Annotated in this window: 15 protein-coding genes; 10 read left to right on the forward strand and 5 right to left on the reverse strand. The window is 71.9% G+C overall.

Going from position 1 to position 21541, the window contains the following annotated elements; translation table 11 throughout:
• Nucleotides 1-25 precede the first annotated feature (25 nt).
• The 8 genes from HGN31_RS14520 to HGN31_RS14555 all read left to right on the forward strand — a co-directional run bounded on the left by HGN31_RS14520 (nucleotide 26) and on the right by HGN31_RS14555 (nucleotide 10768).
• Nucleotides 26-1219: a patatin-like phospholipase family protein gene (locus HGN31_RS14520; protein ID WP_168783662.1), complete on the forward strand. Its 1194-nt coding sequence runs from the start codon at nucleotides 26-28 to the stop codon at nucleotides 1217-1219.
• A 10-nt stretch (nucleotides 1220-1229) separates the two neighbouring features.
• The gene (locus tag HGN31_RS14525; protein WP_168783663.1) at nucleotides 1230-3038 is read left to right on the forward strand and encodes an aminopeptidase P family protein; all 1809 of its coding nucleotides are present in this window, start codon (nucleotides 1230-1232) and stop codon (nucleotides 3036-3038) included.
• A 150-nt stretch (nucleotides 3039-3188) separates the two neighbouring features.
• Nucleotides 3189-4568: an FAD-binding oxidoreductase gene (locus HGN31_RS14530; RefSeq protein ID WP_168783664.1), complete on the forward strand. Its 1380-nt coding sequence runs from the start codon at nucleotides 3189-3191 to the stop codon at nucleotides 4566-4568.
• A gap of 130 nt (nucleotides 4569-4698) precedes the next feature.
• Nucleotides 4699-5526, forward strand: coding sequence for a glycoside hydrolase family 25 protein (locus HGN31_RS14535; protein ID WP_168783665.1), 828 nt, complete (start codon nucleotides 4699-4701; stop codon nucleotides 5524-5526).
• Nucleotides 5527-5530: 4 nt separating this feature from the next.
• Nucleotides 5531-6166 (forward strand): CPBP family glutamic-type intramembrane protease, encoded by a 636-nt coding sequence (locus tag HGN31_RS14540; RefSeq protein WP_168783666.1) that lies wholly within the window; start codon nucleotides 5531-5533, stop codon nucleotides 6164-6166.
• Between the two features lie 122 nt (nucleotides 6167-6288).
• Nucleotides 6289-8067, forward strand: a complete 1779-nt coding sequence (gene aspS / locus HGN31_RS14545; RefSeq protein WP_168783667.1) for an aspartate--tRNA ligase — start codon at nucleotides 6289-6291, stop codon at nucleotides 8065-8067.
• 139 nt (nucleotides 8068-8206) lie between these two features.
• Nucleotides 8207-9574 (forward strand): DUF1800 domain-containing protein, encoded by a 1368-nt coding sequence (locus HGN31_RS14550; RefSeq protein ID WP_168783668.1) that lies wholly within the window; start codon nucleotides 8207-8209, stop codon nucleotides 9572-9574.
• Between the two features lie 12 nt (nucleotides 9575-9586).
• Nucleotides 9587-10768: a DUF1501 domain-containing protein gene (locus tag HGN31_RS14555; RefSeq protein ID WP_168783669.1), complete on the forward strand. Its 1182-nt coding sequence runs from the start codon at nucleotides 9587-9589 to the stop codon at nucleotides 10766-10768.
• Between the two features lie 85 nt (nucleotides 10769-10853).
• On the opposite strand, the gene HGN31_RS14560 is transcribed toward HGN31_RS14555, so the two are convergent.
• Nucleotides 10854-11495, reverse strand: coding sequence for a TerC family protein (locus HGN31_RS14560; RefSeq protein WP_036701313.1), 642 nt, complete (start codon nucleotides 11493-11495; stop codon nucleotides 10854-10856).
• Nucleotides 11496-11662: 167 nt separating this feature from the next.
• The gene (locus HGN31_RS14565) at nucleotides 11663-12127 is read right to left on the reverse strand and encodes an Lrp/AsnC family transcriptional regulator (RefSeq protein WP_036701315.1); all 465 of its coding nucleotides are present in this window, start codon (nucleotides 12125-12127) and stop codon (nucleotides 11663-11665) included.
• Between the two features lie 119 nt (nucleotides 12128-12246).
• Here HGN31_RS14565 and putA point away from each other — a divergent pair, with 119 nt between their 5' ends.
• Together putA and HGN31_RS14575 are read left to right on the forward strand one after the other, a co-directional pair.
• Nucleotides 12247-15645 (forward strand): bifunctional proline dehydrogenase/L-glutamate gamma-semialdehyde dehydrogenase PutA, encoded by a 3399-nt coding sequence (putA, locus tag HGN31_RS14570; RefSeq protein WP_168783670.1) that lies wholly within the window; start codon nucleotides 12247-12249, stop codon nucleotides 15643-15645.
• Between the two features lie 76 nt (nucleotides 15646-15721).
• Nucleotides 15722-16993 (forward strand): Zn-dependent hydrolase, encoded by a 1272-nt coding sequence (locus HGN31_RS14575; RefSeq protein ID WP_168783671.1) that lies wholly within the window; start codon nucleotides 15722-15724, stop codon nucleotides 16991-16993.
• Between the two features lie 386 nt (nucleotides 16994-17379).
• Here the strand turns inward: HGN31_RS14575 and HGN31_RS14580 are convergent, their stop codons facing one another.
• The 3 genes from HGN31_RS14580 to gloB form a co-directional block, all read right to left on the reverse strand.
• Entirely contained in the window at nucleotides 17380-17763 is a 384-nt protein-coding gene (locus HGN31_RS14580) for a peptidoglycan-binding domain-containing protein (protein WP_211096306.1), read from the reverse strand.
• Nucleotides 17764-18184: 421 nt separating this feature from the next.
• On the reverse strand, nucleotides 18185-20503 hold the full coding sequence (gene clpA / locus HGN31_RS14585) for an ATP-dependent Clp protease ATP-binding subunit ClpA (RefSeq protein ID WP_036712479.1): 2319 nt from the start codon (nucleotides 20501-20503) through the stop codon (nucleotides 18185-18187).
• A 184-nt stretch (nucleotides 20504-20687) separates the two neighbouring features.
• Nucleotides 20688-21425 (reverse strand): hydroxyacylglutathione hydrolase, encoded by a 738-nt coding sequence (gene gloB, locus HGN31_RS14590; RefSeq protein ID WP_168783672.1) that lies wholly within the window; start codon nucleotides 21423-21425, stop codon nucleotides 20688-20690.
• Nucleotides 21426-21541 lie beyond the last annotated feature (116 nt).

Consider the following 21541-nt stretch of genomic DNA (forward strand, 5'->3'; position numbering starts at 1 on the left):
CATGAGAGGCAGGGGCCGGGACCGGATGACGACAGCGAACCGCGCGGGCCGGGCCGCCCGCACACTCGTGCTGCTGGCCGCGGCACTCTCGACCGCCGCCTGCGACCTCGGGCCGGTGCGCCACCTGCCCGCGGTTCCCGCATCCGTGACGCTGACGGCCGAGCCGCCCGGCTACGGCCGCATCCGCGCCTATGGCAACGTCATCGGCCCCAGCGACGCGCAGACCGATTCGCTGGGCACGGCGGCGCTGGCGCGGCTGCGGGGCACCGACGCGGTGGACATCCTCGCGCTGTCGGGGGGCGGCGACGGCGGGGCGTTCGGCGCCGGGCTGCTGATCGGCTGGACCCAGCGCGGCGACCGGCCCGAGTTCGACATGGTCACCGGCGTCTCGACCGGGGCGCTGATCGCGCCGCTCGCGTTCCTCGGCCCGCGCTACGACAACGAGCTGAAACGGTCCTACACCCAGACCCGGCGCTCGGACGTGGTGCTGCTGAAACCGCTGCAGGTGCTGACCGGGGCGCCGTCGGTCGGCGACAGCTCGCCCTTGCGCGACCGCATCGCCGCCATCGTCACCCCGGCGATGGTGGACGAGATCGCGGCCGAGCGGCGCAAGGGGCGGATGCTGCTGATCGGCACGACCAACCTCGACGCGCAGCGTCAGGTGATCTGGGACATCGGCCGCATTGCGGCCTCGGGCCAGCCCGACCGGGTCGACCTGATCCGCGCCATCCTGCTCGCCTCGGCCTCGATCCCCGCGGCCTTCCCGCCGGTCGCCATCGACGTCGTCGCCGAAGGCCACCGCTTCCAGGAGATGCACGTGGACGGCGGCGTGACCCGCGGGGTCTTCGCCTATCCGCCCGAGGTCACGCTGCCGCCGCGCCGCGGGCCGCGGCGGATGTGGGTGGTGCGGAACTCGAAGCTCTCGCCTGAGCCGGAGACGGTGGCGCAGAACGCGCTGGCCATCGCCGGGCGCAGCCTCAGCACGATGATCAAGGCGCAGTCGCTGGTCGACATCACCGAGATGGAGCGGCTGGCCCGGCGCGACGGCTTCGACTTCCACGTGACCGCGGTGCCGCCGGCGCTGCGGTTGCCGCAGGGGCTGCCGTTCGATCCGGTCTACATGAACACCGTCTATCGGGCCGGGCTCGCCACCGGGCAATCGCGGCACGGCTGGGCCTCGGACCCGGCGCCGCTGCTGGGTCCGGCGGCGTCGAACTGAGGGGGCCGGGATGGGCTGGCAGAGCTTCGAGTCAGGCGGCGCGCCAACGGACGCCGCCCCGCGCATCGCCGCGCTGCGGGCGTGGATGGCCGCGCGCGGCCTCGACGCGGTGCTGGTGCCGCGCGCCGACGCCCATCAGGGGGAATACGTCGCCGACTGCGACGCGCGGCTGCGCTGGCTGACCGGGTTCTCCGGCAGCGCCGGCTTCGCCGTCGTGACCGCCGACCGCGCGGGCGTCTTCATCGACGGCCGCTACCGGGTGCAGGTCCGGGCCGAGACCGATCCGGCGGTGCTGACCCCGGTCAACTGGCCCGAGACCGGCGCCGCCGAGTGGCTGCGCGCGGCGCTGCCGCAAGGCGGGGTGGTCGGGTTCGACCCCTGGCTGCACGGCGTGACCGAGATCGAGGCGCTCACCGCGAAGCTCGAGGGCAGCGGCGTCACGCTGACCCCCATTGAGAACCCCGTCGACTCAATCTGGACCGACCGTCCGGCCCCGCCCGTGGGCGCGGCGCGCCTGCACCCCGAGGCGCTGGCCGGGGCCTCGGCCGAGGCGCGGCGGGCGCAGGTGGCGGCTGACCTGAAGGCCACGGGGCAGGGGGCGGCGGTGCTGACGCTGCCCGACAGCATCTCGTGGCTGCTGAACCTGCGGGGCGCCGACATCCCCCGCAACCCGGTGGTCCAGAGCTTCGCCATCATCGACAACACCGGCGCCGTGCAGCTCTTCGCCGCGCCCGAGAAGTTCACCCCCGAGGTGCGCGCCGCGCTCGGCAACGCCGTCACCATCGCGCCGCCCGAGGATTTCGCCGCCGCGCTGTCGACCCTGAGGGGCGCTGTGCGGATCGACCCCGAGAGCGCGCCGGTGGCGGTCGCCACGGCGCTGACGGCGGCGGGCGCGACGGTGGTGCGGGACCGCGACCCGGTGGCGCTGCCCAAGGCGCGCAAGACCGCGGCCGAGTTGCAGGGGATGCGCGACGCCCATCTCGCCGACGCGGTGGCGATGGTCCGCGTGCTCGCCTGGATCGACGCCCAGACCCCCGGCCGTTTCTCCGAGATCGACGTGGTCCGCGCGCTCGAGGGCTTCCGCCGCGAGGCGGGGGCCATCGACATCAGCTTCGACACGATCAGCGGCGCCGGGCCCAACGGCGCCATCGTGCATTACCGCGTGACCGAGGCGAGCAACCGCACCGTGGCGTCGGGCGAGCTGCTGCTGCTCGATTCGGGCGGCCAGTATCCGATGGGAACGACCGACGTCACCCGCACCGTCGCCGTCGGCCCCGCGCCCGAGGCCGCCCGCGACGCCTATACCCGCGTCCTGCAGGGCCTGATCGGCCTGTCGCGGCTGCGCTTTCCGCGCGGCCTCGCCGGGCGCGACATCGAGGCGGTGGCCCGCGCGCCGCTGTGGCAGGCGGGGATGGATTTCGACCACGGCACCGGGCACGGCGTCGGCGCGGCGCTCTGCGTCCATGAGGGGCCGCTCAGGATCTCGCGCCGGTCCGAACTGCCGCTCGAGCCGGGGATGATCTTCTCGAACGAGCCGGGGTATTACCGCGAGGGGGAATGGGGCATCCGCCTCGAGAACCTGATCGCGGTCGAGCCGGCGACCGGCCCGGACGGGCGCGACCTTCTGGGGTTCGAAACGCTGACGCTGGTGCCCATCGACCGGCGCCTGATCGAGCCGGGGATGCTGAGCCGGGCCGAGATCGCCTGGCTCGACGCCTATCACGCCCGCGTCGCGGCCGAGTGCGGGCCGCGGCTGCCCCCCGATTTGCGCGGCTGGCTGGCCGCAGCCACGGCGCCGCTGGGCGATCTGACGGTCTGACCGCCTGCCGCCGCGCCTGGGGCGCGGGGCAGGGGTATTTGAGGCAAAACAACGCCCGATCTGGTATGCCATCCGGGGTTGAGGCTCGGCCCGCGCGGGTGCAAGACTGCGCGCCGTTACCCCTGCCGCTCGAGCCCGAGGACCCCAGCCATGCCCATCGCCGATCACATCCTCTCGGAACTGCGCGCGGTGCTGGGCGACCGGCTGTCCACCGGCGAATCGGATCGCACGCTGCACGGCGCGTCCGAGACGTTCCACAGCGCGCCGCCGCCCGATGCCGTCGCCTGGCCGCTGACGACCGAAGAGGTCTCCGCCGTCCTCAAGATCTGCAACGCCCACGGCGTGCCGGTGATCGGCTGGGGCACCGGCACCTCGCTCGAGGGGCACGCGCTCGCGGTGCGGGGCGGGCTGGTCCTCGACATGATGCGGATGGACCGGGTGCTTGACATCCGCCCCGCCGACCTGCTGGCCGTGGTCCAGCCCGGCGTCACCCGCGAGGCGCTGAACACCGAGCTGCGCGCCACCGGCCTCATGTTCCCCGTCGATCCCGGCGCCAACGCGAGCCTTGGCGGCATGGCCTCGACCCGCGCCAGCGGCACCACCGCGGTCCGCTATGGCACCATGCGGCAGAACGTGCTCGGGCTCGAGGCGGTGCTGGCCGACGGCACCATCATCCGCACCGGCAGCCGGGCGGCGAAATCCTCGGCCGGCTATGACCTGACCGCGCTGCTCGTCGGGTCCGAGGGCACGCTCGGGATCATCACCGAGCTGACGCTGCGCCTGCACGGCCAGCCCGAGGACGTGGCCGCCGCCGTCTGCGCCTTCCCGACGCTCGAGGACGCGGTGACCTGCGTTGCGCAGACCATGCAGATGGGCGTGCCGATGGCGCGGATCGAGTTCATGGACGCGCTCGGGATGCGGGCGGTAAACCTGCACCTCGGCTCGAACTACCCCGAGCAGCCGCATCTGATGGTCGAGTTCAACGGCGCCCCCGAGGCGGTCAAGCGCGACGCGGAGCTCTTCGGCGCCATCGCCGAAGAGCATCACGGCGCGGGCTTCGCCTGGGCCACCAGCCTCGAAGAGCGCAACCGGCTGTGGGCGGCGCGCCATGCCTCCTATTACGCGGCGCTGAAGCTGCGCCCCGGGGCTACCGGGATCAGCACCGACATCTGCGTGCCGATGTCCGAGCTGCCGGCGGCGGTGGCGGCGGCCTCGGCCGACATGCACGCCTCGGGGCTGATCGGGGACGTGGTGGGGCACGTGGGCGACGGCAACTTCCACGTGCTGATGCTGCTCGAGCCCGGCAACCAGGCCGAGATCGCCATTGCCAAGGGCGTGGCCGAGCGGATGGCGCACCGCGCGCTCGCCGTGGGCGGCACGATCAGCGGCGAGCACGGCATCGGGGTCGGCAAGCGGAACCTGATGGAGGCGCAGCACGGCCCCGCCTGGGCCGTGATGGGCACGATCAAGCGGGCGCTCGACCCCAACAACATCATGAACCCGGGCAAGATGGTGCCCGACATGAACTGACCCCGCGCGGCCGCTGACGGTTTCGTGAACGGCCCCGCCTGACCGCCGCCGCCGGGTCCGCTTGGCGTTTGCCGCGGGGCTGTGGAATAGTCCCGGGCAAAAGAAGAAATACGGGATCGAGGCGGGACGCATGAAACTCTGGATCAAGGCGGTCGCGCTGGCGGCGGTGACGGCGCTGGCAGGCTGCGGGGGCAGCAGCACGCGCCACGTGGTGACGGACGCGAGCATCGGCTCGGGCCAGTCGGTGCAGGGCGGCTTCGTCGGCGGCGCGGTCCCCGCGCTCGGCGACAGCGCGCCCCATGTCTGGACCTCGGGCCACCCCTACAACCACCAGGTCCACGGCGTCGACGTCTCGCGCTATCAGGGCAACGTGGACTGGCACGCCGCCCGCCGGGCCGGGATCAGCTTTGCCTTCATCAAGGCGACCGAGGGCGCTGACCACTCGGACCCCGCGTTCCGCACCTACTGGGCCGGGGCCGGGCAGGCCGGCATCCCGCGCGGCGCCTATCACTTCTACTACTTCTGCCGCTCGGGCGCCGAGCAGGCGGCGTGGTTCATCGCCAACGTCCCGCGTGAACGCGGCGCGCTGCCGCCGGTGCTGGACCTCGAGTGGAACCACCAGTCGCGGACCTGCCGCTTCCGCCCGAGCCCCGCCGAGGTGCACCGCGAGATCAACACCTTCCTGACCATCGTCGGCAATTACTACGGGCAGCGGCCGGTCATCTACACCACCGTCGACTTCTACCACGACAACGCGCTGGGGCAGGTCAGGGCCGAGTTCTGGCTACGCTCGGTCGCCGATCACCCGTCGCGGATCTATCCCGGCCAGCGCTGGACCTTCTGGCAGTACACCGGCACGGGGACGTCCCCGGGCTTCGGCGGCAACGTCGATCTGAACGCCTTTGCCGGCAGCCGCGCCCAGTGGAACCGCTGGGTGGCCTCCCGGTCGCAGCGCTGATCCCATGCAGCGCGCCGGACGCTGGGCCGAGTTCCTCGTCCTCTTCATCGGCGCGCCGCTGGCCATGGCGCTGTTCCTGCCGCCGCGCGGGCTGTTCCCGGCGCTCTTCGGCTTCACCCTCGCCGGGCTGGCGCTGATCTGGTGGACCGGAGAGTTCGACTGGCGCGAGCTCGTCCGCGGCTGGCGCCGGATCCGCTGGGGCCGCATGGCGCTGTTCGGCCTCGGCGTGGGGCTGACCGGCTACGCGATCATGGTAGCCACCCATCCGGGGTTCGAGATCAACACCTCGCGCGCGTGGCTGCGCTTCGTGCCGTTCATCCTGATCTTCTACCCGCTGCTCTCGGCGCTGCCGCAGGAGCTGATCTTCCGCGCCCTCTACTTCCACCGCTACGCCCCCCTGATGGGCAGCGCGCGCAGCGCCCGGCTGGTGAACGCGGCGGTGTTTTCCTTTGCCCACCTCATGTACTGGTCGGCGGTCGTGGCGGTGATGACCTTCGTGGGCGGGCTGATCTTCGCCCGCCTCTACCAGCAGCGCGGGTTCCCGGCCGCGTGGGTCGCCCACGCCATCGCCGGCAACGTGCTTTTCGTCGTCGGGATGGGGGCGTTCTTCTATTCCGGCAACGTGGTGCGGCCGTTCTGAGCACCGCCGCACCCGCGCTCGTCGGCAAATATCCGGCGCGTCCCGGCCGGCGCCCGGGTCCTGCGGCTTGACACCGCGCGCCCTGCGGCGTTGAAGCGCTGCGGACAACAAAGGACAGCCCGATGAACGCCTACCGCACCCACACCTGCGGCGCCCTGACCGCGGCCGACGCCGGCCAGACCGTCCGCCTGTCGGGCTGGGTCCACCGGGTCCGCGACCACGGCGGCGTGCTGTTCATCGACCTGCGCGACCACTACGGGATGACCCAGGTGATCGCCGACACCGACAGCCCCGCCTTTGCCACGCTGGAAAAGCTGCGCGCCGAGACGGTCATCCGCATCGACGGGCGCGTCAAGCTGCGCGACGCGGCGCTGGTGAACCCCAAGCTGCCCACCGGCGAGATCGAGGTCTACGCCACCGACGTGGCCATCCTCGGCCCGGCCGACGAGCTGCCGCTGCCGGTCTTCGGCGACCAGGACTACCCCGAGGAAACCCGCCTCGCCTATCGCTTCCTCGACCTGCGGCGCGAGTCGCTGCACGCCAACATCATGCTGCGCTCCCGCGTCATCAAGTGGCTGCGCGACGCGATGTGGGACGCGGGCTTCACCGAGTTCCAGACCCCGATCATCACCGCCTCGTCGCCCGAGGGCGCGCGCGACTTCCTCGTGCCCTCGCGGCTGCATCCGGGCAAGTTCTACGCCCTGCCGCAGGCGCCCCAGCAGTTCAAGCAGCTGATCATGGTCGCGGGCTTCGACCGCTACTTCCAGATCGCGCCCTGCTTCCGCGACGAGGACCCGCGCGCCGACCGCTCGCCCACCGACTTCTACCAGCTCGACATCGAGATGTCCTTCGTCGAGCAGAAGGACGTCTTCGCCGCCGTCCAGCCGGTGATCCAGGGCTTGTTCGAGACCTTCGGCGGCGGCCGCCGGGTGGACGCCGACTGGCCGCTGATCCCCTATGTCGAGAGCCTGCGCAAATACGGCACCGACAAGCCCGACCTGCGCAACCCGATCGAGATGCAGGACGTCTCCGAGCATTTCCGCGGCTCGGGCTTCGGCATCTTCGCCAAGCTTCTCGAGCAGGACGGCACCGAGGTCCGCGCCATTCCCGCGCCGACCGGCGGCTCGCGCAAGTTCGCCGACCGGATGAACGCCTTCGCACAGGCGCAGGGCCTGCCGGGGATGGGGTATATCTTCTGGCGCAAGGCCGAGGACGGCTCGACCGAGGCCGCGGGCCCGATCGCCAAGGCGCTAGGGGCCGAGCCGACCGAGGCGATCCGCACCCAGCTCGGGCTGGGCGAGGGTGACGCGGCGTTCTTCCTCGGCGGCAAGCCGGCCGACTTCGAGGCCGTCGCCGGCCGCGCCCGGACCGAGATCGGCCGCGAACTGGGCCTGATTGACGAGAACCAGTTCAAGTTCGCCTGGATCGTCGATTTCCCGATGTACGAGCGCGGCGACGACGGCAAGATCGACTTCTCGCACAACCCCTTCTCGATGCCGCAGGGTGGGCTCGAGGCGCTCAATGGCGACCCGCTCAAAGTCCACGCGTGGCAGTATGACCTCGCCTGCAACGGCTACGAGCTGATCTCGGGCGGCATCCGCAACCACACGCCCGAGATCATGTTCAAGGCCTTCGAGCTGGCCGGCTACGGCCGCGACGAGGTCGAGAAGCGCTTCGGCGGGATGGTCAAGGCGTTCCGCTATGGCGCCCCGCCGCACGGCGGCTGCGCCGCGGGGATCGACCGGATCGTGATGCTGCTCGCCGACGAGAGCAACATCCGCGAGGTCATCATGTTCCCGATGAACCAGCGCGCCGAGGACCTGATGATGGGCGCGCCGAGCGAGCCCACGAACGAGCAGCTGCGCGAGTTGCGCCTGCGGGTGCTGCCGAAGGACGCCTGAGCGTCCGGCGCCCTCGGCCCTGGCTGAGCGGCAGGCGGGTTGCCGCCCGCCGCGCATCAGCTTTGCGTGAGGGCGGGTGCGCGCCCGCCCCCGCCCTGCGATAACGGCAGGGGCGCAGCCCGCGCCCGAGGTCGCGCCGATGCGCCCGCCCGACTATCCCGCCCTCGCCGCGATCCGGCTGGGCTTCGGCCTCTCGCCGCGCATGGCCCCGCCTGCGGACCTCGCGGGCGTGCTCGCGGGGGTCGCGGACGCCGCCCGCCCGGACGGCTGGACACGGGCCGAGGCGACCGCCGCGATCATCCGCCTCGACGACGCGCGCAAGGCGCGGGACGCGGGCACGCTCGACCCTGCGGGCTACAAGGCGCTGGCCGATGCGATCGACCAGCAGCGGCTAGTCGTGCTGCAACGGCGGATCGCGCGGGCGCTCGACGCGCCCTCGGGGTTCGGCGAGCGGCTCGTGCAGTTCTGGGCCGATCACTTCACCACCGTGCCGCAGAACCCGCCGCAGCACCTGCTGTCCGCCGCGCTGGTCGATGAGGCGATCCGCCCGAATCTCGGCGGGCGCTTGGGCGACATGGTGGTGGCCGCCGTCACCCACCCGATGATGCTCGTCTATCTCAACCAGACCAGCAGCGTCGGGCCGAACTCGCGCGCGGCCATCCGGCGGTCGCGCGAGCGGCTGGGGCTGAATGAGAACCTCGCGCGCGAGGTGCTCGAGCTGCACACGCTCGGGGTCGGGGCGCCTTACGCGCAGGGCGACGTGCGGGCGCTGGCCGAGCTCTTCACCGGCCTCAGCTTCAACCCCCGCAACCCGGTGCCCTACCGCCCGCAGATGGCCGAGCCGGGGGCCGAGACGGTGCTGGGTCGCCGCTACGGCGGAGACGACCGCGACGGGCTGGCCGAGATCGCCCGCGCGCTCGGCGACCTCGCCGCCGCCCTGGCCACGGCGGCGCATCTGGCCCGCAAGCTCGCCATTCATTTCGCCGCCGATGACCCGCCTGCGGGGCTGGTCGAGGATCTCGCCGCGACCCTGCGCGGCAGCGGCGGCGATCTGGCACAGGTCAACGCGGTTCTGGCGGGCCACCCCGACCTTTCCGCGACGTTCCGGGCCAAGGCGCGCCAGCCCTTCGACTTAGTGGTGGCCGGGCTGCGCGCGCTCGGCGTGACGGGGGCCGAGGTGCTGGCGCTGGCGCCGCCCGACGCCAACCGCCTGCTCTGGGCGCCGCTCGCCCGCATGGGCCAGCCCTTCGTCCGCGCCCGCGGCCCCGATGGCTGGCCCGAGGCCGCCGCCGACTGGATCACGCCGCAGACGCTCGCGGCCCGGATCGACTGGGCGCTGAGGGTGCCCGCGCGCTTCGTCGATCCGCTGCCCGACCCCCGCGCGCTGATCGACACCGCCCTCGGCGGCAGCGCGTCCGAGACGCTGGCCGCCGCCGTCCCGCGGGCCGAGACGGTGCGGGAGGGGGTGGCGCTGGTCCTCGCCTCGACCGACTTCAACCGCCGCTGAAAGGGGGACGCCATGCCCACCCGCCGCAGCTTCCTGAGGGCCGCCACGCTCGCCGCCTGTTCGGCGGCGGCCCACCCGTGGCTCAGCACCATCAGCCTTGCCGCCGTGCCGGGCGAGAACCGGCTCGTGGTCATCGTGCTCAGGGGGGCGATGGACGGGCTCGACGTGGTGCAGCCCTACGGCGACCCGGCGCTCAGGGCGCTGCGCCCGGCGCTGTCGGTGGGGCCGGCGGGCGGGGCGCATGACCTCGACGGGTTCTATGCGCTGCATCCGGCGCTGGCCGACCTCATGCCGCTCTGGCAGGCCGGAGAGCTGGGCTTCGCCCACGCCGCGGCTACGCCCTACCGCGACAAGCGCAGCCATTTCGACGGGCAGGACCTGCTCGAGGCGGGGACAGGCAACGACCTGCCCATCGACCAGCAGAAGGGCGGCTGGCTGAACCGCCTGCTGGCCGCGATCCCGGGCGCCACCGCCGAGACCGCCTATTCGGTCGGCACCGAGGAGATGCTGATCCTCTCGGGCCCGGCCCATGCGCTGAGTTGGGCGCCCGAGGCGCGGCTGGCGCTGACCCCGCAGGCGCAGCGGCTTCTGGCCGAGGTCTATCACGACGACCCGCTGTTCCGCGACGCGGCCGCCGATGCGGCGCTGATCGGCGGGACCGGCGCGATGGCGGGCGAGGGACGCCGCGGCGGCCCGCAGGGCGAGGGGGCGCGGCTCGCGGCCTTTGCCGCCGGGCGGCTCAACGGCGCGACCCGGATCGCGGCCTTCTCGCTCACCGGCTGGGACAGCCACGCCCGGCAGGCGCAGGTCATCACCCGCCCGCTGGGCCAGCTGGCCGAGGCGGTGCTGACCCTCCGCGAGGGGCTTGGCCCGAACTGGTCGCGCACCGCGGTCCTCGCCCTGACCGAGTTCGGCCGCACCGCGCGCGAGAACGGCTCGGGCGGGACCGACCACGGCACCGGGGGCGCGATGCTGTTCGCCGGCGGGGCGGTGCGCGGGGGGCGGGTGCTCGGCGATTGGCCGGGGCTGGGCGAGGGCGCGCTCTACCAGGACCGCGACCTGATGCCCACGCGCGACGTGCGCGCCTATGCCGGCTGGGCGCTGCGCGGGCTCTTCGGCATCGCGCCGGGGGTGATCGAGGACCGCATCTTCCCCGGCCTCGCGCTCGGCCCGGACCCCGGCCTGCTGCGCTGAGCGGCCCCACCGGCCTCGCCCCCGAACGAGAAACCCCGGCCGCGGCAGGCGCCGGGCCGGGGTCAGTGGGCGGGAAGGGGCGGCCTCAGATCCAGCCGAGCTGGTGGCTGCCCTCGTAGATCATCTTGAGCGCGACATAGAGGATCACCAGCAGGCCCGCCCATGCGATCCACGGATAGCGGTTGATGACCCGCGCGATCCAGGTCGAGGCTAGGCCCATCAGCGCGATCGAGAGCACCAGCCCGACGATCAGCACCGTCGTGTGCCCATGCGCCGCCCCCGCCACCGCCAACACGTTGTCGAGCGACATCGACACGTCGGCGATGACGATCTGCATCGCGGCCTGGGCGAATGTCTTGCGCGGAGGCGCCTTGCCGGTCGCCGTCACCACGTTGTCGCCGTCGCCCGCGATCACCTCTTCCAGATGCTCGGGGTCGGGGTGGCCGGCGCGCAGCTCGCGGAACATCTTGTAGCAGACCCAGAGCAGCAGCAGGCCGCCGACCAGCAGCAGGCCCTTGATGGCCAGAAGCTGCGTGGTGATGAGGGCAAAGAAGATCCGCAGCACCGTGGCCGCGATGATGCCCACGAGGATCGCCTTGTTGCGCTGCTCGCGCGGCAGGCCGGCGGCGGCAAGGCCGATGACGATGGCGTTGTCGCCCGCCAGCACCAGGTCGATGGCGATGACCTGCAGCAGCGCCGTGAACCCGGCTGCGGTAAAGATTTCCATGGGCCGTCCCTTCCCGTGCCGCCTCGTGCGCCGTCTGGCCCCCGGGCCGGGCTGCCGTCGGGGCAGGGCCCGCGGCCCGGACCGCACGGCGCGGTCGTCCCTTGCCACCTAGCCCGCAGAGGGGGTGAGGGCAATGGCCGACGGCAGCGCTGCCGCGCGGCCGCGGCTCAGCTTGGGGTCCAGCCCTGCTCGACCACCGCCTCCATCGCCACGAAGCTCGAGGTGGCGGCGACATGGGGCAGCGCCGAGATGCGCTCGGCCATCAGGCGGCGGAACTCGATCATGTCGCGCGACCGGACCTTGAGCAGATAGTCGAAGCCGCCGGCGATCATGTAGCACTCCTCGATCTCGGGGATGGCGCGGACTTCGGCGTTGAACTGCTCGAGCGCCTTCTGCCGCGTGTCCGACAGCCGCACCTGCATGAAGGTGACGTGGGTCAGCCCCAGCTTCAGCGGCGACAGCATCGCGCGGTAGCCGGTGATCAGCCCCATCGCCTCGAGCGCGCGGATGCGCTGCGCCACGGGCGTCTTGGACAGCCCGACCTTGCGGGCGAGTTCACTGATCGGAATCCGCGCGTTCGCCACCAGCTCGCGCAGGATCTTGCGGTTCGCGGCGTCGAGCTGGTCGGTCATGTCAGTCCGGCGCCCCCAATATGGTCCGATCGCCTGTCATCCTCGCCATCTTTGGTCGGATCGTCCAGAGGCAACGTCCTATATCCGGGCCTGAACCCCATTCGCGCGGATGCCCGACCATGAGCCTGCCCGACCTCGACCGCTTCACCACCGACGCCAAGTTCCGCGACGAGGCCGCGCTTCTGGCCGACCTCGCCACGGCCGCCCCGTCGCCCGAGGCGCGCGCCCGCATCACCGCGCGGACCGAGGACCTCGTCCGCCGCATCCGCGCCGAGGCCAAGCCCTCGCTGATGGAGCATTTCCTGTCGGAATACGGGCTGTCGACCCGCGAGGGCGTGGCGCTGATGTGCCTGGCCGAGGCGATGCTGCGAGTCCCCGACCGCGACACCATCGACGCGCTGATCGAGGACAAGATCGCCCCCTCGGACTGGGGCAAGCACTTGGGTGAGGCGTCCTCGAGCCTCGTCAACGCCTCGACCTGGGCGCTGATGCTGACCGGCAAGGTGCTGGACGACGCGCAGGGCGGCATCGCCGGGACGCTGCGCGGCGCGCTCAGGCGGCTGGGCGAGCCGGTGATCCGCGCCGCCGTGACCCGCGCGATGAAGGAGATGGGGCGCCAGTTCGTGCTGGGCGCGACCATCGAGGCCGCGCTCGACCGCGCCCGGACGCGCGAGGCGCAGGGCTACAGCTACAGCTACGACATGCTGGGCGAGGCCGCGATGACCGCCGCCGACGCCGCCCGCTATGAGACCGCCTATGCCGACGCCATCGCCGCCATCGCGCGCGCCTGCGACAAGCCGGACGTGGCGCAGAACCCCGGCATCTCGATCAAGCTCTCGGCGCTGCACCCCCGCTATGAGGTCGCGCAGGAAGCGCGGGTGATGGAGGAGCTGGTGCCCGTCGTCCTGCGCCTCGCCCAGGCCGCAAAGGCGGCCGGCATGGGGATGAACATCGACGCCGAGGAACAGGACCGGCTGGTGCTCTCGCTCAAGGTCATCCGCGCGGTGCTGTCGGACGCAAGCCTCGCCGGCTGGGACGGGTTCGGTGTGGTGGTGCAGGCCTACGGCAAGCGCGCCGGGCTGGTCATCGACTGGCTTCATGCGCTGGCCACGCGGCTTGACCGGCGGATCATGGTCCGGCTGGTCAAGGGCGCCTATTGGGACACCGAGATGAAGCGCGCGCAGGTCGAGGGGCTGCCCGACTTTCCGCTCTTCACCTCGAAGACCGCGACCGACGTGAGCTATCTCGCCAACGCGCGCAAGCTGATCGGCATGGCCGACCGGATCTATCCGCAGTTCGCCACCCACAACGCCCAGACCGTGGCCGCCGTGCTCGAGATGGCGGGCGACATCCGGTTCGAGTTCCAGCGCCTGCACGGCATGGGCGAGCGGCTGCACGACATCGTCCTGCGCGAGACGAAGGGCCGCTGCCGCATCTATGCGCCGGTCGGCGCGCACCGCGACCTGCTGGCCTATCTCGTGCGGCGACTGCTCGAGAACGGCGCGAACTCGTCGTTCGTCCACCAGATCGTCGACGAGAGCGTGACCCCGGCCGAGATCGCCCGCGACCCCTTCGCGGCATTGGCCGAGGCGCGGGCGCCCAAGGGCCTCGCGGCGCCGGCGGCGATCTTCGGCGCCGGGCGGGTGAACGCGCGGGGCTTCGACCTCAGCGATGCGGCCACGCTGGCGCGGATCGACGCGGCGCGCGACGTGACGGTGCCCGATGCGGCGCCGCTGACCGTCTCGGCCCCGACCGGCACGGTGCAGCCGGTGCGCAACCCCGCCACCGGCGAGACCGTGGCACAGGTGACCGAGGCCGACGCCGCGACCGTCGCCCGCGCCCTCGCCGACGCCCGCCCGTGGGACGCCCCGCCCGCCGCCCGCGCCGCCGCCCTGCGCCGCGCCGCCGACCTCTATGAGGCGAACTTCGGCCCGATCTTCGCGGCGCTGACCCGCGAGGCGGGCAAGACCCGCGCCGACGCGGTGGGCGAGCTGCGCGAGGCGGTGGATTTCCTGCGCTACTACGCCGCCGAGGGCGAGGGCGTGGACCGCCCGCCCCGCGGGATCATCGCGGCGATCAGCCCGTGGAACTTCCCGCTGGCGATCTTCACCGGCCAGATTGCGGCGGCGCTGATGGCGGGCAATGCGGTGCTGGCCAAGCCCGCCGAGCAGACCCCGCTCGTCGCCGCCATCGCCGTGCGGCTGCTGCACGCGGCCGGCGTGCCGCCTGCGGCGCTGCAACTGCTGCCGGGGCAGGGCGGCACGGTCGGGGCGGCGCTGACCTCGGACCCGCGGGTGGCGGGGGTGGTGTTCACCGGCTCGACCGAGACCGCGCAGACCATCGCCCGGGCGATGACCGAGCACCTCGCCCCCGGCTCGCCGCTGATCGCGGAGACCGGCGGGCTCAACGCCATGATCGTCGATTCGACCGCCCTGCCCGAGCAGGCGGTGCGCGACGTGGTCGCCTCGGCCTTTCGCTCGGCCGGGCAGCGCTGCTCGGCGCTGCGCTGCCTTTATGTGCAGGACGACATTGCCGCCCCGCTGACCGAGATGATCGCGGGCGCGATGGACGAGCTCAGGGTCGGCGACCCCGCCCGGCTCGAGACCGACGTGGGCCCGGTGATCGACGCCGACGCGCAGGAGGGGATCGCGGACTACCTCGCCGGGCGCCGCATCGCCCATCAGGTCGCGGCCCCCGCGGGCGGGCATTTCATCCCGCCCACGCTGATCGAGGTCGGCGGCATCGGCGATCTCGACCGCGAGGTGTTCGGCCCGGTGCTGCACGTCGCGCGCTTCGCGGCCGAGGATCTCGACCGGGTGGTGGACGACATCAACGCCCGCGGCTACGGGCTGACCTTCGGCCTGCACACCCGCATCGACGGCCGCGTGCAGGAGGTGACGGACGCGGTCCACGCCGGCAACCTCTACGTCAACCGCAACCAGATCGGCGCGGTGGTGGGCAGCCAGCCCTTCGGTGGCGAGGGGCTGTCGGGGACCGGCCCCAAGGCGGGCGGGCCGCTCTACCTGCCCCGGTTCTACGCGCCCGAGCCGGGGGCGGCGGCGGGCACGCCGGATGGCGTGGCGGCGCCGGCCGATGTCGCGGCGGCGCTGGCCGCCCCGGGACCTGCGGCGCCGGTCGAGACGCGGCTCATGCCCGGCCCCACGGGCGAGCTGAACCGGCTGAGCCTCACGCCGCGCCCGCCGCTTCTGTGCCTCGGCCCCGGCCGGGCGGCGGCCGAGGCGCAGGCCGACGCGGTGAGGGCGCTCGGCGGCCGGGCGGTGACGGTGGCCGGGCGGGTCGAGCCCGCGGCGCTGGCGCGGCTCGACGGGTTCTCAGGCGTGCTTTGGTGGGGCGATGCCGAGACGGCGCGGGACTATGCCCAGGCGCTCGCGGGGCGGCCGGGTCCGATCCTGCCGCTGGTCACGGCGATGCCCGACCGGGCGCACGCGGTCCACGAGCGGCATCTTTGCGTCGATACCACGGCCGCCGGCGGCAACGCGGCGCTGCTCGCGGGGTAGGGGGCTCGCGCCGCCCCGGCGGGGCCGCTAGAACGACACCCGGCCCCGCACCGGGGCGCTGAACCCGAGGCCCCACATGCCCGACGCGACCCCCGCCCCCACCCTGCCGCCCCGCAACCTGCGCGTCAGCCCCGACCGGATCGAGGCCGACCTGACGGCCCTCGCGGCGATCACCGACCCGGACCGCCCGTGGACCCGGCGCGCCTTCTCGCCGCGCTTCGACGAGGGGCGCGCCTGGGTCGCGGGCGCATTCACGCGCGCCGGACTGAGCCTCAGGACCGACGCCGGCGGCAACCTGATCGGCACCCGCGCCGGCACCGAGCCGGGGCTCGGGACGATCATGCTCGGCAGCCACTCGGACACCGTCCCGGACGGCGGCCGCTTCGACGGCACGGCGGGGGTGATCGCGGCGCTCGAGGTGGTGCGGATGCTGGCCGAGCGCGGCATCGCCCTGCGGCACGACCTCGCCGTGGTGGATTTCCTGGCCGAGGAGGTCTCGGTCTTCGGCGTCTCCTGCATCGGCTCGCGGGCCATGGCGGGCGTGCGCCCCGAGGCCTGGCTGGGCCTGACCCACGAGGGCCGCACGCTGGCGCAGGCGCTGCACGACGTGGGCGGCGACCCCGAGCGGCTCGAGCCCGCGACCGGCATCCGCGCCTTTCTGGAACTGCACATCGAGCAGGGGACCGTGCTCGAAAGCGGCCCGATTGACCTTGGCCTCGTTACCGCCATCGCCGGGATCGAGCGCATCGAGGTGGTGCTGACCGGTCAGGCCGACCACGCCGGGACCGTGCCGATGGGCCGCCGCGCCGACGCGCTGGTCGCGGCCGCCGCCCTGATCGGGCAGATCGACGCCGAGGCCACCGCCCGCGCCGCCCGCGGCCATTTCACCGCCACGGTCGGCGAGTTTGCGATCGAGCCGGGGGCAGCGAACGTCGTCCCCGGTCGCGCCCGCCTGCTCATCGACGCGCGCGCGCCCGAACGCGCGGCGATGCAGGATTTCCTCGCCTGGGTCGAGGCCCGCGTCGCAGACCAGCCCGCCGGGATCACCGGCACCGCGCGGCTGCTGTCGGACAACCAGCCGATGCCAATGGACGCGGGGCTCGTCGAAACGCTTGCCGCCGCCGCCGACCGGGTCGGCGCCAGCCACTGCCGCATGGTCTCGGGCGCGGGCCACGACGCGGCCTTCATGGCCCGGATCGCACCGGCGGCGATGGTCTTCGTACCCTGCCGAGGAGGGCGCTCGCACTGCCCCGAGGAATGGGCCGAGCCCGACGCCATCGCCATCGGCGCCGAGGTCATGGCCGAGGCGGTGCTGGCGATTGATGCTGGTGAGGGGTTGGGCGGGTAAAGCGCGGGCGGGGGCGGTGCGGTTGAGACACTGAGGGCCAGGGGTGCGCGGGCGGATCGCAGCCCGAGCGGCGGCTGATCCCGAGCGATGCTCTGCGGCGGACTCTAAGCGGTGCAACCGGAGCCACTGCGTGCGTCTCGGTCGTCCGACTTCAGCGGTACCGGCTGCAACGCACGAACGATGCCGCAGCTTCAGATGAGCGTTCACCGATCTCCGCATTTGACCGAGCCTCACCTGCTCACCTGCTCACCTGCTCACCTGCGAACCTGCTCACCGGCCTGTGGGTGGGATAGCCGACACGATCGTGATGCCCAGCAGTCTAACCCTCGCCACTACGGTCAACGCGAAGAGGCAAGCCGCCGCCCGCGTCGCGGCTGCGGGGCCGGTCAACCAGAAACCGAGAGATCGGCCTCATCGCCCTCGCCGTAGAGCCACGCGGCGGCCGTTCCGTCGGCCAGATCGCTCAGATACGCGCGGATTCCGGCCTCGGAGCGAAGATCGTACCGGGCCTCTCCTCGACTGTTCTCGCTGATGAACGCGGCTGCCTCTGCCAGCGCACGCTCGGTGCCCGGCCCGTAAGACCCGTCGACCCGGCCCTCATAGAAGCCTGCGGTCTTGAGTTCCTCTTGAACGGTACGGCGCTGCCGCTCCGATATCGCCATGAACGCAGCCCGCAATGGATTGCCCGCCTGCGCGTGTCCGGCGAGAGGCAGAGCCAAGCCTGCGGCCAAGATCATGAGTAGATTTCTGCGTCGCATGTCGATCTCCACGCTTGCGCCAACATCCGGTAAAGTCGCCCGATAAATCCCATTAAGGCCAGAACCGACAACGCACCCAGCTTGTTTTATTACTCAGTTTAATGGAGCTGCGGGCGCTTTCTCCGGAGATAGGAAAGCCCGACCGTCGTTGTTGCGCGGTCCAAGCGAAGACGCAGCGGGCGTATGGAGCAGCGCAGAAGAACACGATTCGATAACCCTAATGTGCGTCCGATCTGCACGGTGTAGACAAGCCGCGTGGTCGCCGTCACCGGCCGCCCTCACTAGCCTCGCCGGAGGGGACGGCCTGCCCCGCCCTCCGCTTGTGCCCCACAAAAAAACTGCCGCGGCCCCCAAGGGACCGCGGCAGCTTCAAGATCAGTCCACATCTCGGCCGACCGTTACCGGCCGAGCCAGGATCAGCCCGGCCCGCCTCTTACTCCGCCGTCAGCAACGGCGTCCGGTCGCGGCCGAGGCGGGGCGAGCCTGGGCCCTCGATGTCGAACACCGGCTTGTCGTCCTCGATCCGCACCTTGACCACGCCACCCTTGGTCAGACGGCCGAACAGAAGCTCTTCGGCAAGCGGCTTCTTGATCGTCTCCTGGATCACCCGGCCGAGCGGGCGGGCGCCCATGCGGTCGTCGTAGCCCTTTTCGGCCAGCCAGTTCGCCGCCTCGTCGGTCAGCTCGATGTGGACGTTGCGATCCATCAGCTGCGCCTCGAGCTGGAGGATGAACTTCTCGACCACCTGCACGATCACGTCGCGCGAAAGCGGCGCGAACGAGATCACCGCATCCAGACGGTTGCGGAACTCGGGCGTGAAGGTGCGCTCGATCGCCTCCTTGTCCTCGCCCTCGCGGCGGTCGCGGCCGAAGCCGATGGCGGCCTTGGCTTGGTCCGCGGCCCCGGCGTTCGAGGTCATGATCAGGATCACGTTGCGGAAATCGACCTGCCGGCCGTTGTGGTCCGTCAGTTTGCCGTGGTCCATCACCTGCAACAGGATGTTGTAGACATCCGGGTGCGCCTTCTCGATCTCGTCAAGCAGCAGCACCGAGTGCGGATGCTGGTCCACCCCGTCGGTCAGCAGCCCGCCCTGGTCGAAGCCGACATAGCCGGGCGGCGCGCCGATCAGGCGGCTGACGGCGTGCTTCTCCATGTATTCGCTCATGTCGAAGCGCAGCAGTTCCACCCCCAGCGTCGCGGCGAGCTGCTTGGCGACCTCGGTCTTGCCGACCCCGGTCGGGCCGGCGAACAGGTAGTTGCCGATCGGCTTTTCCGGCTCGCGCAAACCTGCCCGCGCGAGCTTGATCGAGGACGCCAGCGCCTCGATCGCCGAATCCTGCCCGAACACCAGCCGCTTGAGGGTCTTCTCGAGATCGCGCAGCACCTCGGCATCGTCCTTCGAGACGTTCTTGGGCGGGATCCGCGCGATCTTGGCGACGACCGCCTCGATCTCCTTGGGCGAGATCACCTTGCGGCGCCGGCTTTCGGCCACGACGTGCTGGGCCGCCCCCGCCTCGTCGATCACGTCGATGGCGCTGTCGGGCAGCTTGCGGTCGTTGATGTAGCGGCTCGCGAGCTCCACCGCCGACTTGATCGCCTCGGAGGTATAGCGCAGGTCGTGGTGCTTCTCGAAGCTCGGCTTCAGCCCCATGAGGATCTTGATCGCGTCCGGGACCGAGGGCTCGTTCACGTCGATCTTCTGGAACCGCCGGCTCAGCGCCCGGTCCTTCTCGAAGTGCTGGCGGTATTCCTTGTAGGTGGTCGAGCCCATGCAGCGCAGCTTGCCGCCCGCCAGCGCCGGCTTGAGCAGGTTCGAGGCGTCCATCGCCCCGCCCGAGGTCGCGCCCGCGCCGATCACCGTGTGGATCTCGTCGATGAAGAGGATCGCGTCGGGATGCTCTTCCAGCTCCTTCACTACGGCCTTCAGCCGCTCCTCGAAGTCGCCGCGATAGCGGGTACCGGCCAGCAGCGCCCCCATGTCGAGCGAGAAGATCGTGGCCCCCGACAGCACGTCCGGCGTCTCGCCACGGGTGATCTTGAGCGCCAGCCCCTCGGCGATGGCGGTCTTGCCAACGCCGGGATCGCCCACCAGCAGCGGGTTGTTCTTGCGCCGCCGGCAAAGCACCTGGATGCAGCGCTCGACCTCATCGGCGCGGCCGATCAGCGGGTCCACGTCGCCCTCGGACGCCTTGGCGTTAAGGTCCACGCAGTATTTAGCCAGCGCCGAATCGTCCTTGCCCGAGGGTTTTTCCTCGGTCTTCGCCGACTCGGACTGCGCGCCCTGCACGGTGCGCGGCTCGCTGAACGAGGGGTTCTTGGCCACCCCGTGGGCGATGAAGTTCACCGCGTCATAGCGGCTCATGTCGAGTTCCTGCAGGAAGAACGCGGCATTCGATTCGCGCTCGGCGAAGATCGCCACCAGCACGTTCGCGCCCGTGACCTCGTTGCGGCCCGAGCTCTGCACATGGATCGCGGCGCGCTGGATCACCCGCTGGAAGGCCGCGGTCGGCACCGCCTCGGACCCTTCCACGTCGGTGATCAGCGTCGAGAGATCGTCCTCGATGAAATCGGTCAGCAGCCGGCGCAGCTCGGCCAGGTCCACGTTGCAGGCCCGCATGACGCGGACGGCATCGGGCTCTTCGGTGAGCGCGAGCAGCAGATGTTCGAGGGTCGCCAGCTCATGCCGATGTTGGTTGGCCAGCGACAGCGCGGCATGGATCGCCTGTTCCAGCGTGGTCGAGAATGACGGCACTTCCTGCTCCTGTCAGTCGGCTGGCGGTCTGGGCGCTTGGGCACCCACCTGACCAGACTGTCACGATACGATTAAGAATTGGTGCATTCCGGCGCGGCGCAAGGGGTTTCTGGACCCCGCGGGCCGAAGATGCGGCTGATGGTGCAGATGTGATCACACCCCGGCGTTTTCAACCCGGCCCCGGTCATCCACGGAACCCGTCCTTTTCGGCCCTGAGCCGGGCGAAGGCCGCCCCCGCATCCTCGCCCGGTCGCGCGAGCGCGCCGGCGCGCAGGAACGGGTTGGTGGCCTTTTCCTCGGCCAGCGTCGCGGGCGAGGCCGGGCGCTGCCCCGCCAGCGTCGCGTCCAGCCGGGCGCGCAGCGCCGCGTTGTCCGGGTCCACCGCGAGCGCAAAGGCGCCGTTGCCGCGGGCGTAGTCGTGGCCCGAGCAGATCAGCGTCTCGTCCGGCAGCGCCGCGAGGCGGGTGAGCGAGTCCCACATCTGCGCGGGGGTGCCCTCGAAGATCCGCCCGCAGCCCATCGCCATCAGGCTGTCGGCGGTGAAGGCCATGCCGGCACCGGGCAGGTGGAAGGCGACATTGCCGACCGTGTGGCCCGGCACGTCGATCACATCGAGCGCCTCGCCGCAGACCTCGGCCGCCTCGCCCGGGGCCAGCGCCCGGTCGAGCGGCGGCAGCCGGTGCCGGTCGGCGCCGTTGCCCCAGACCTCGGCCCCGGTCGCGGCCACGATGTCGGGGACCGCCTGGATGTGGTCGTCGTGGTGATGGGTAAGCAGGATCACGTCGAGCCCCCAGCCGCGCCGGGACAGCTCGGCGAGGATCGGCGCGGCTTCGGGGGCGTCGATCAGCGCGGTCTGGCCGCCGCCGTGGATCAGATAGGCGTAGTTGTCCGACAGGCAGCGAACGGTGACCAGCTCGACCATGGGAGGCTCCTCTTTTCCCTCAAGCTAGGGGCGCGGGGCGCGGTCTGCAAACCCGGCCGGTTGAGGGCAGGGGTGAGGGCAGGGGGACACCGCCGCGCCGCGCTGCCGCAGGCGCT

Source organism: Paracoccus sanguinis (genome assembly GCF_012689545.1).
Taxonomy (GTDB): Bacteria; Pseudomonadota; Alphaproteobacteria; order Rhodobacterales; family Rhodobacteraceae; genus Paracoccus; species Paracoccus panacisoli.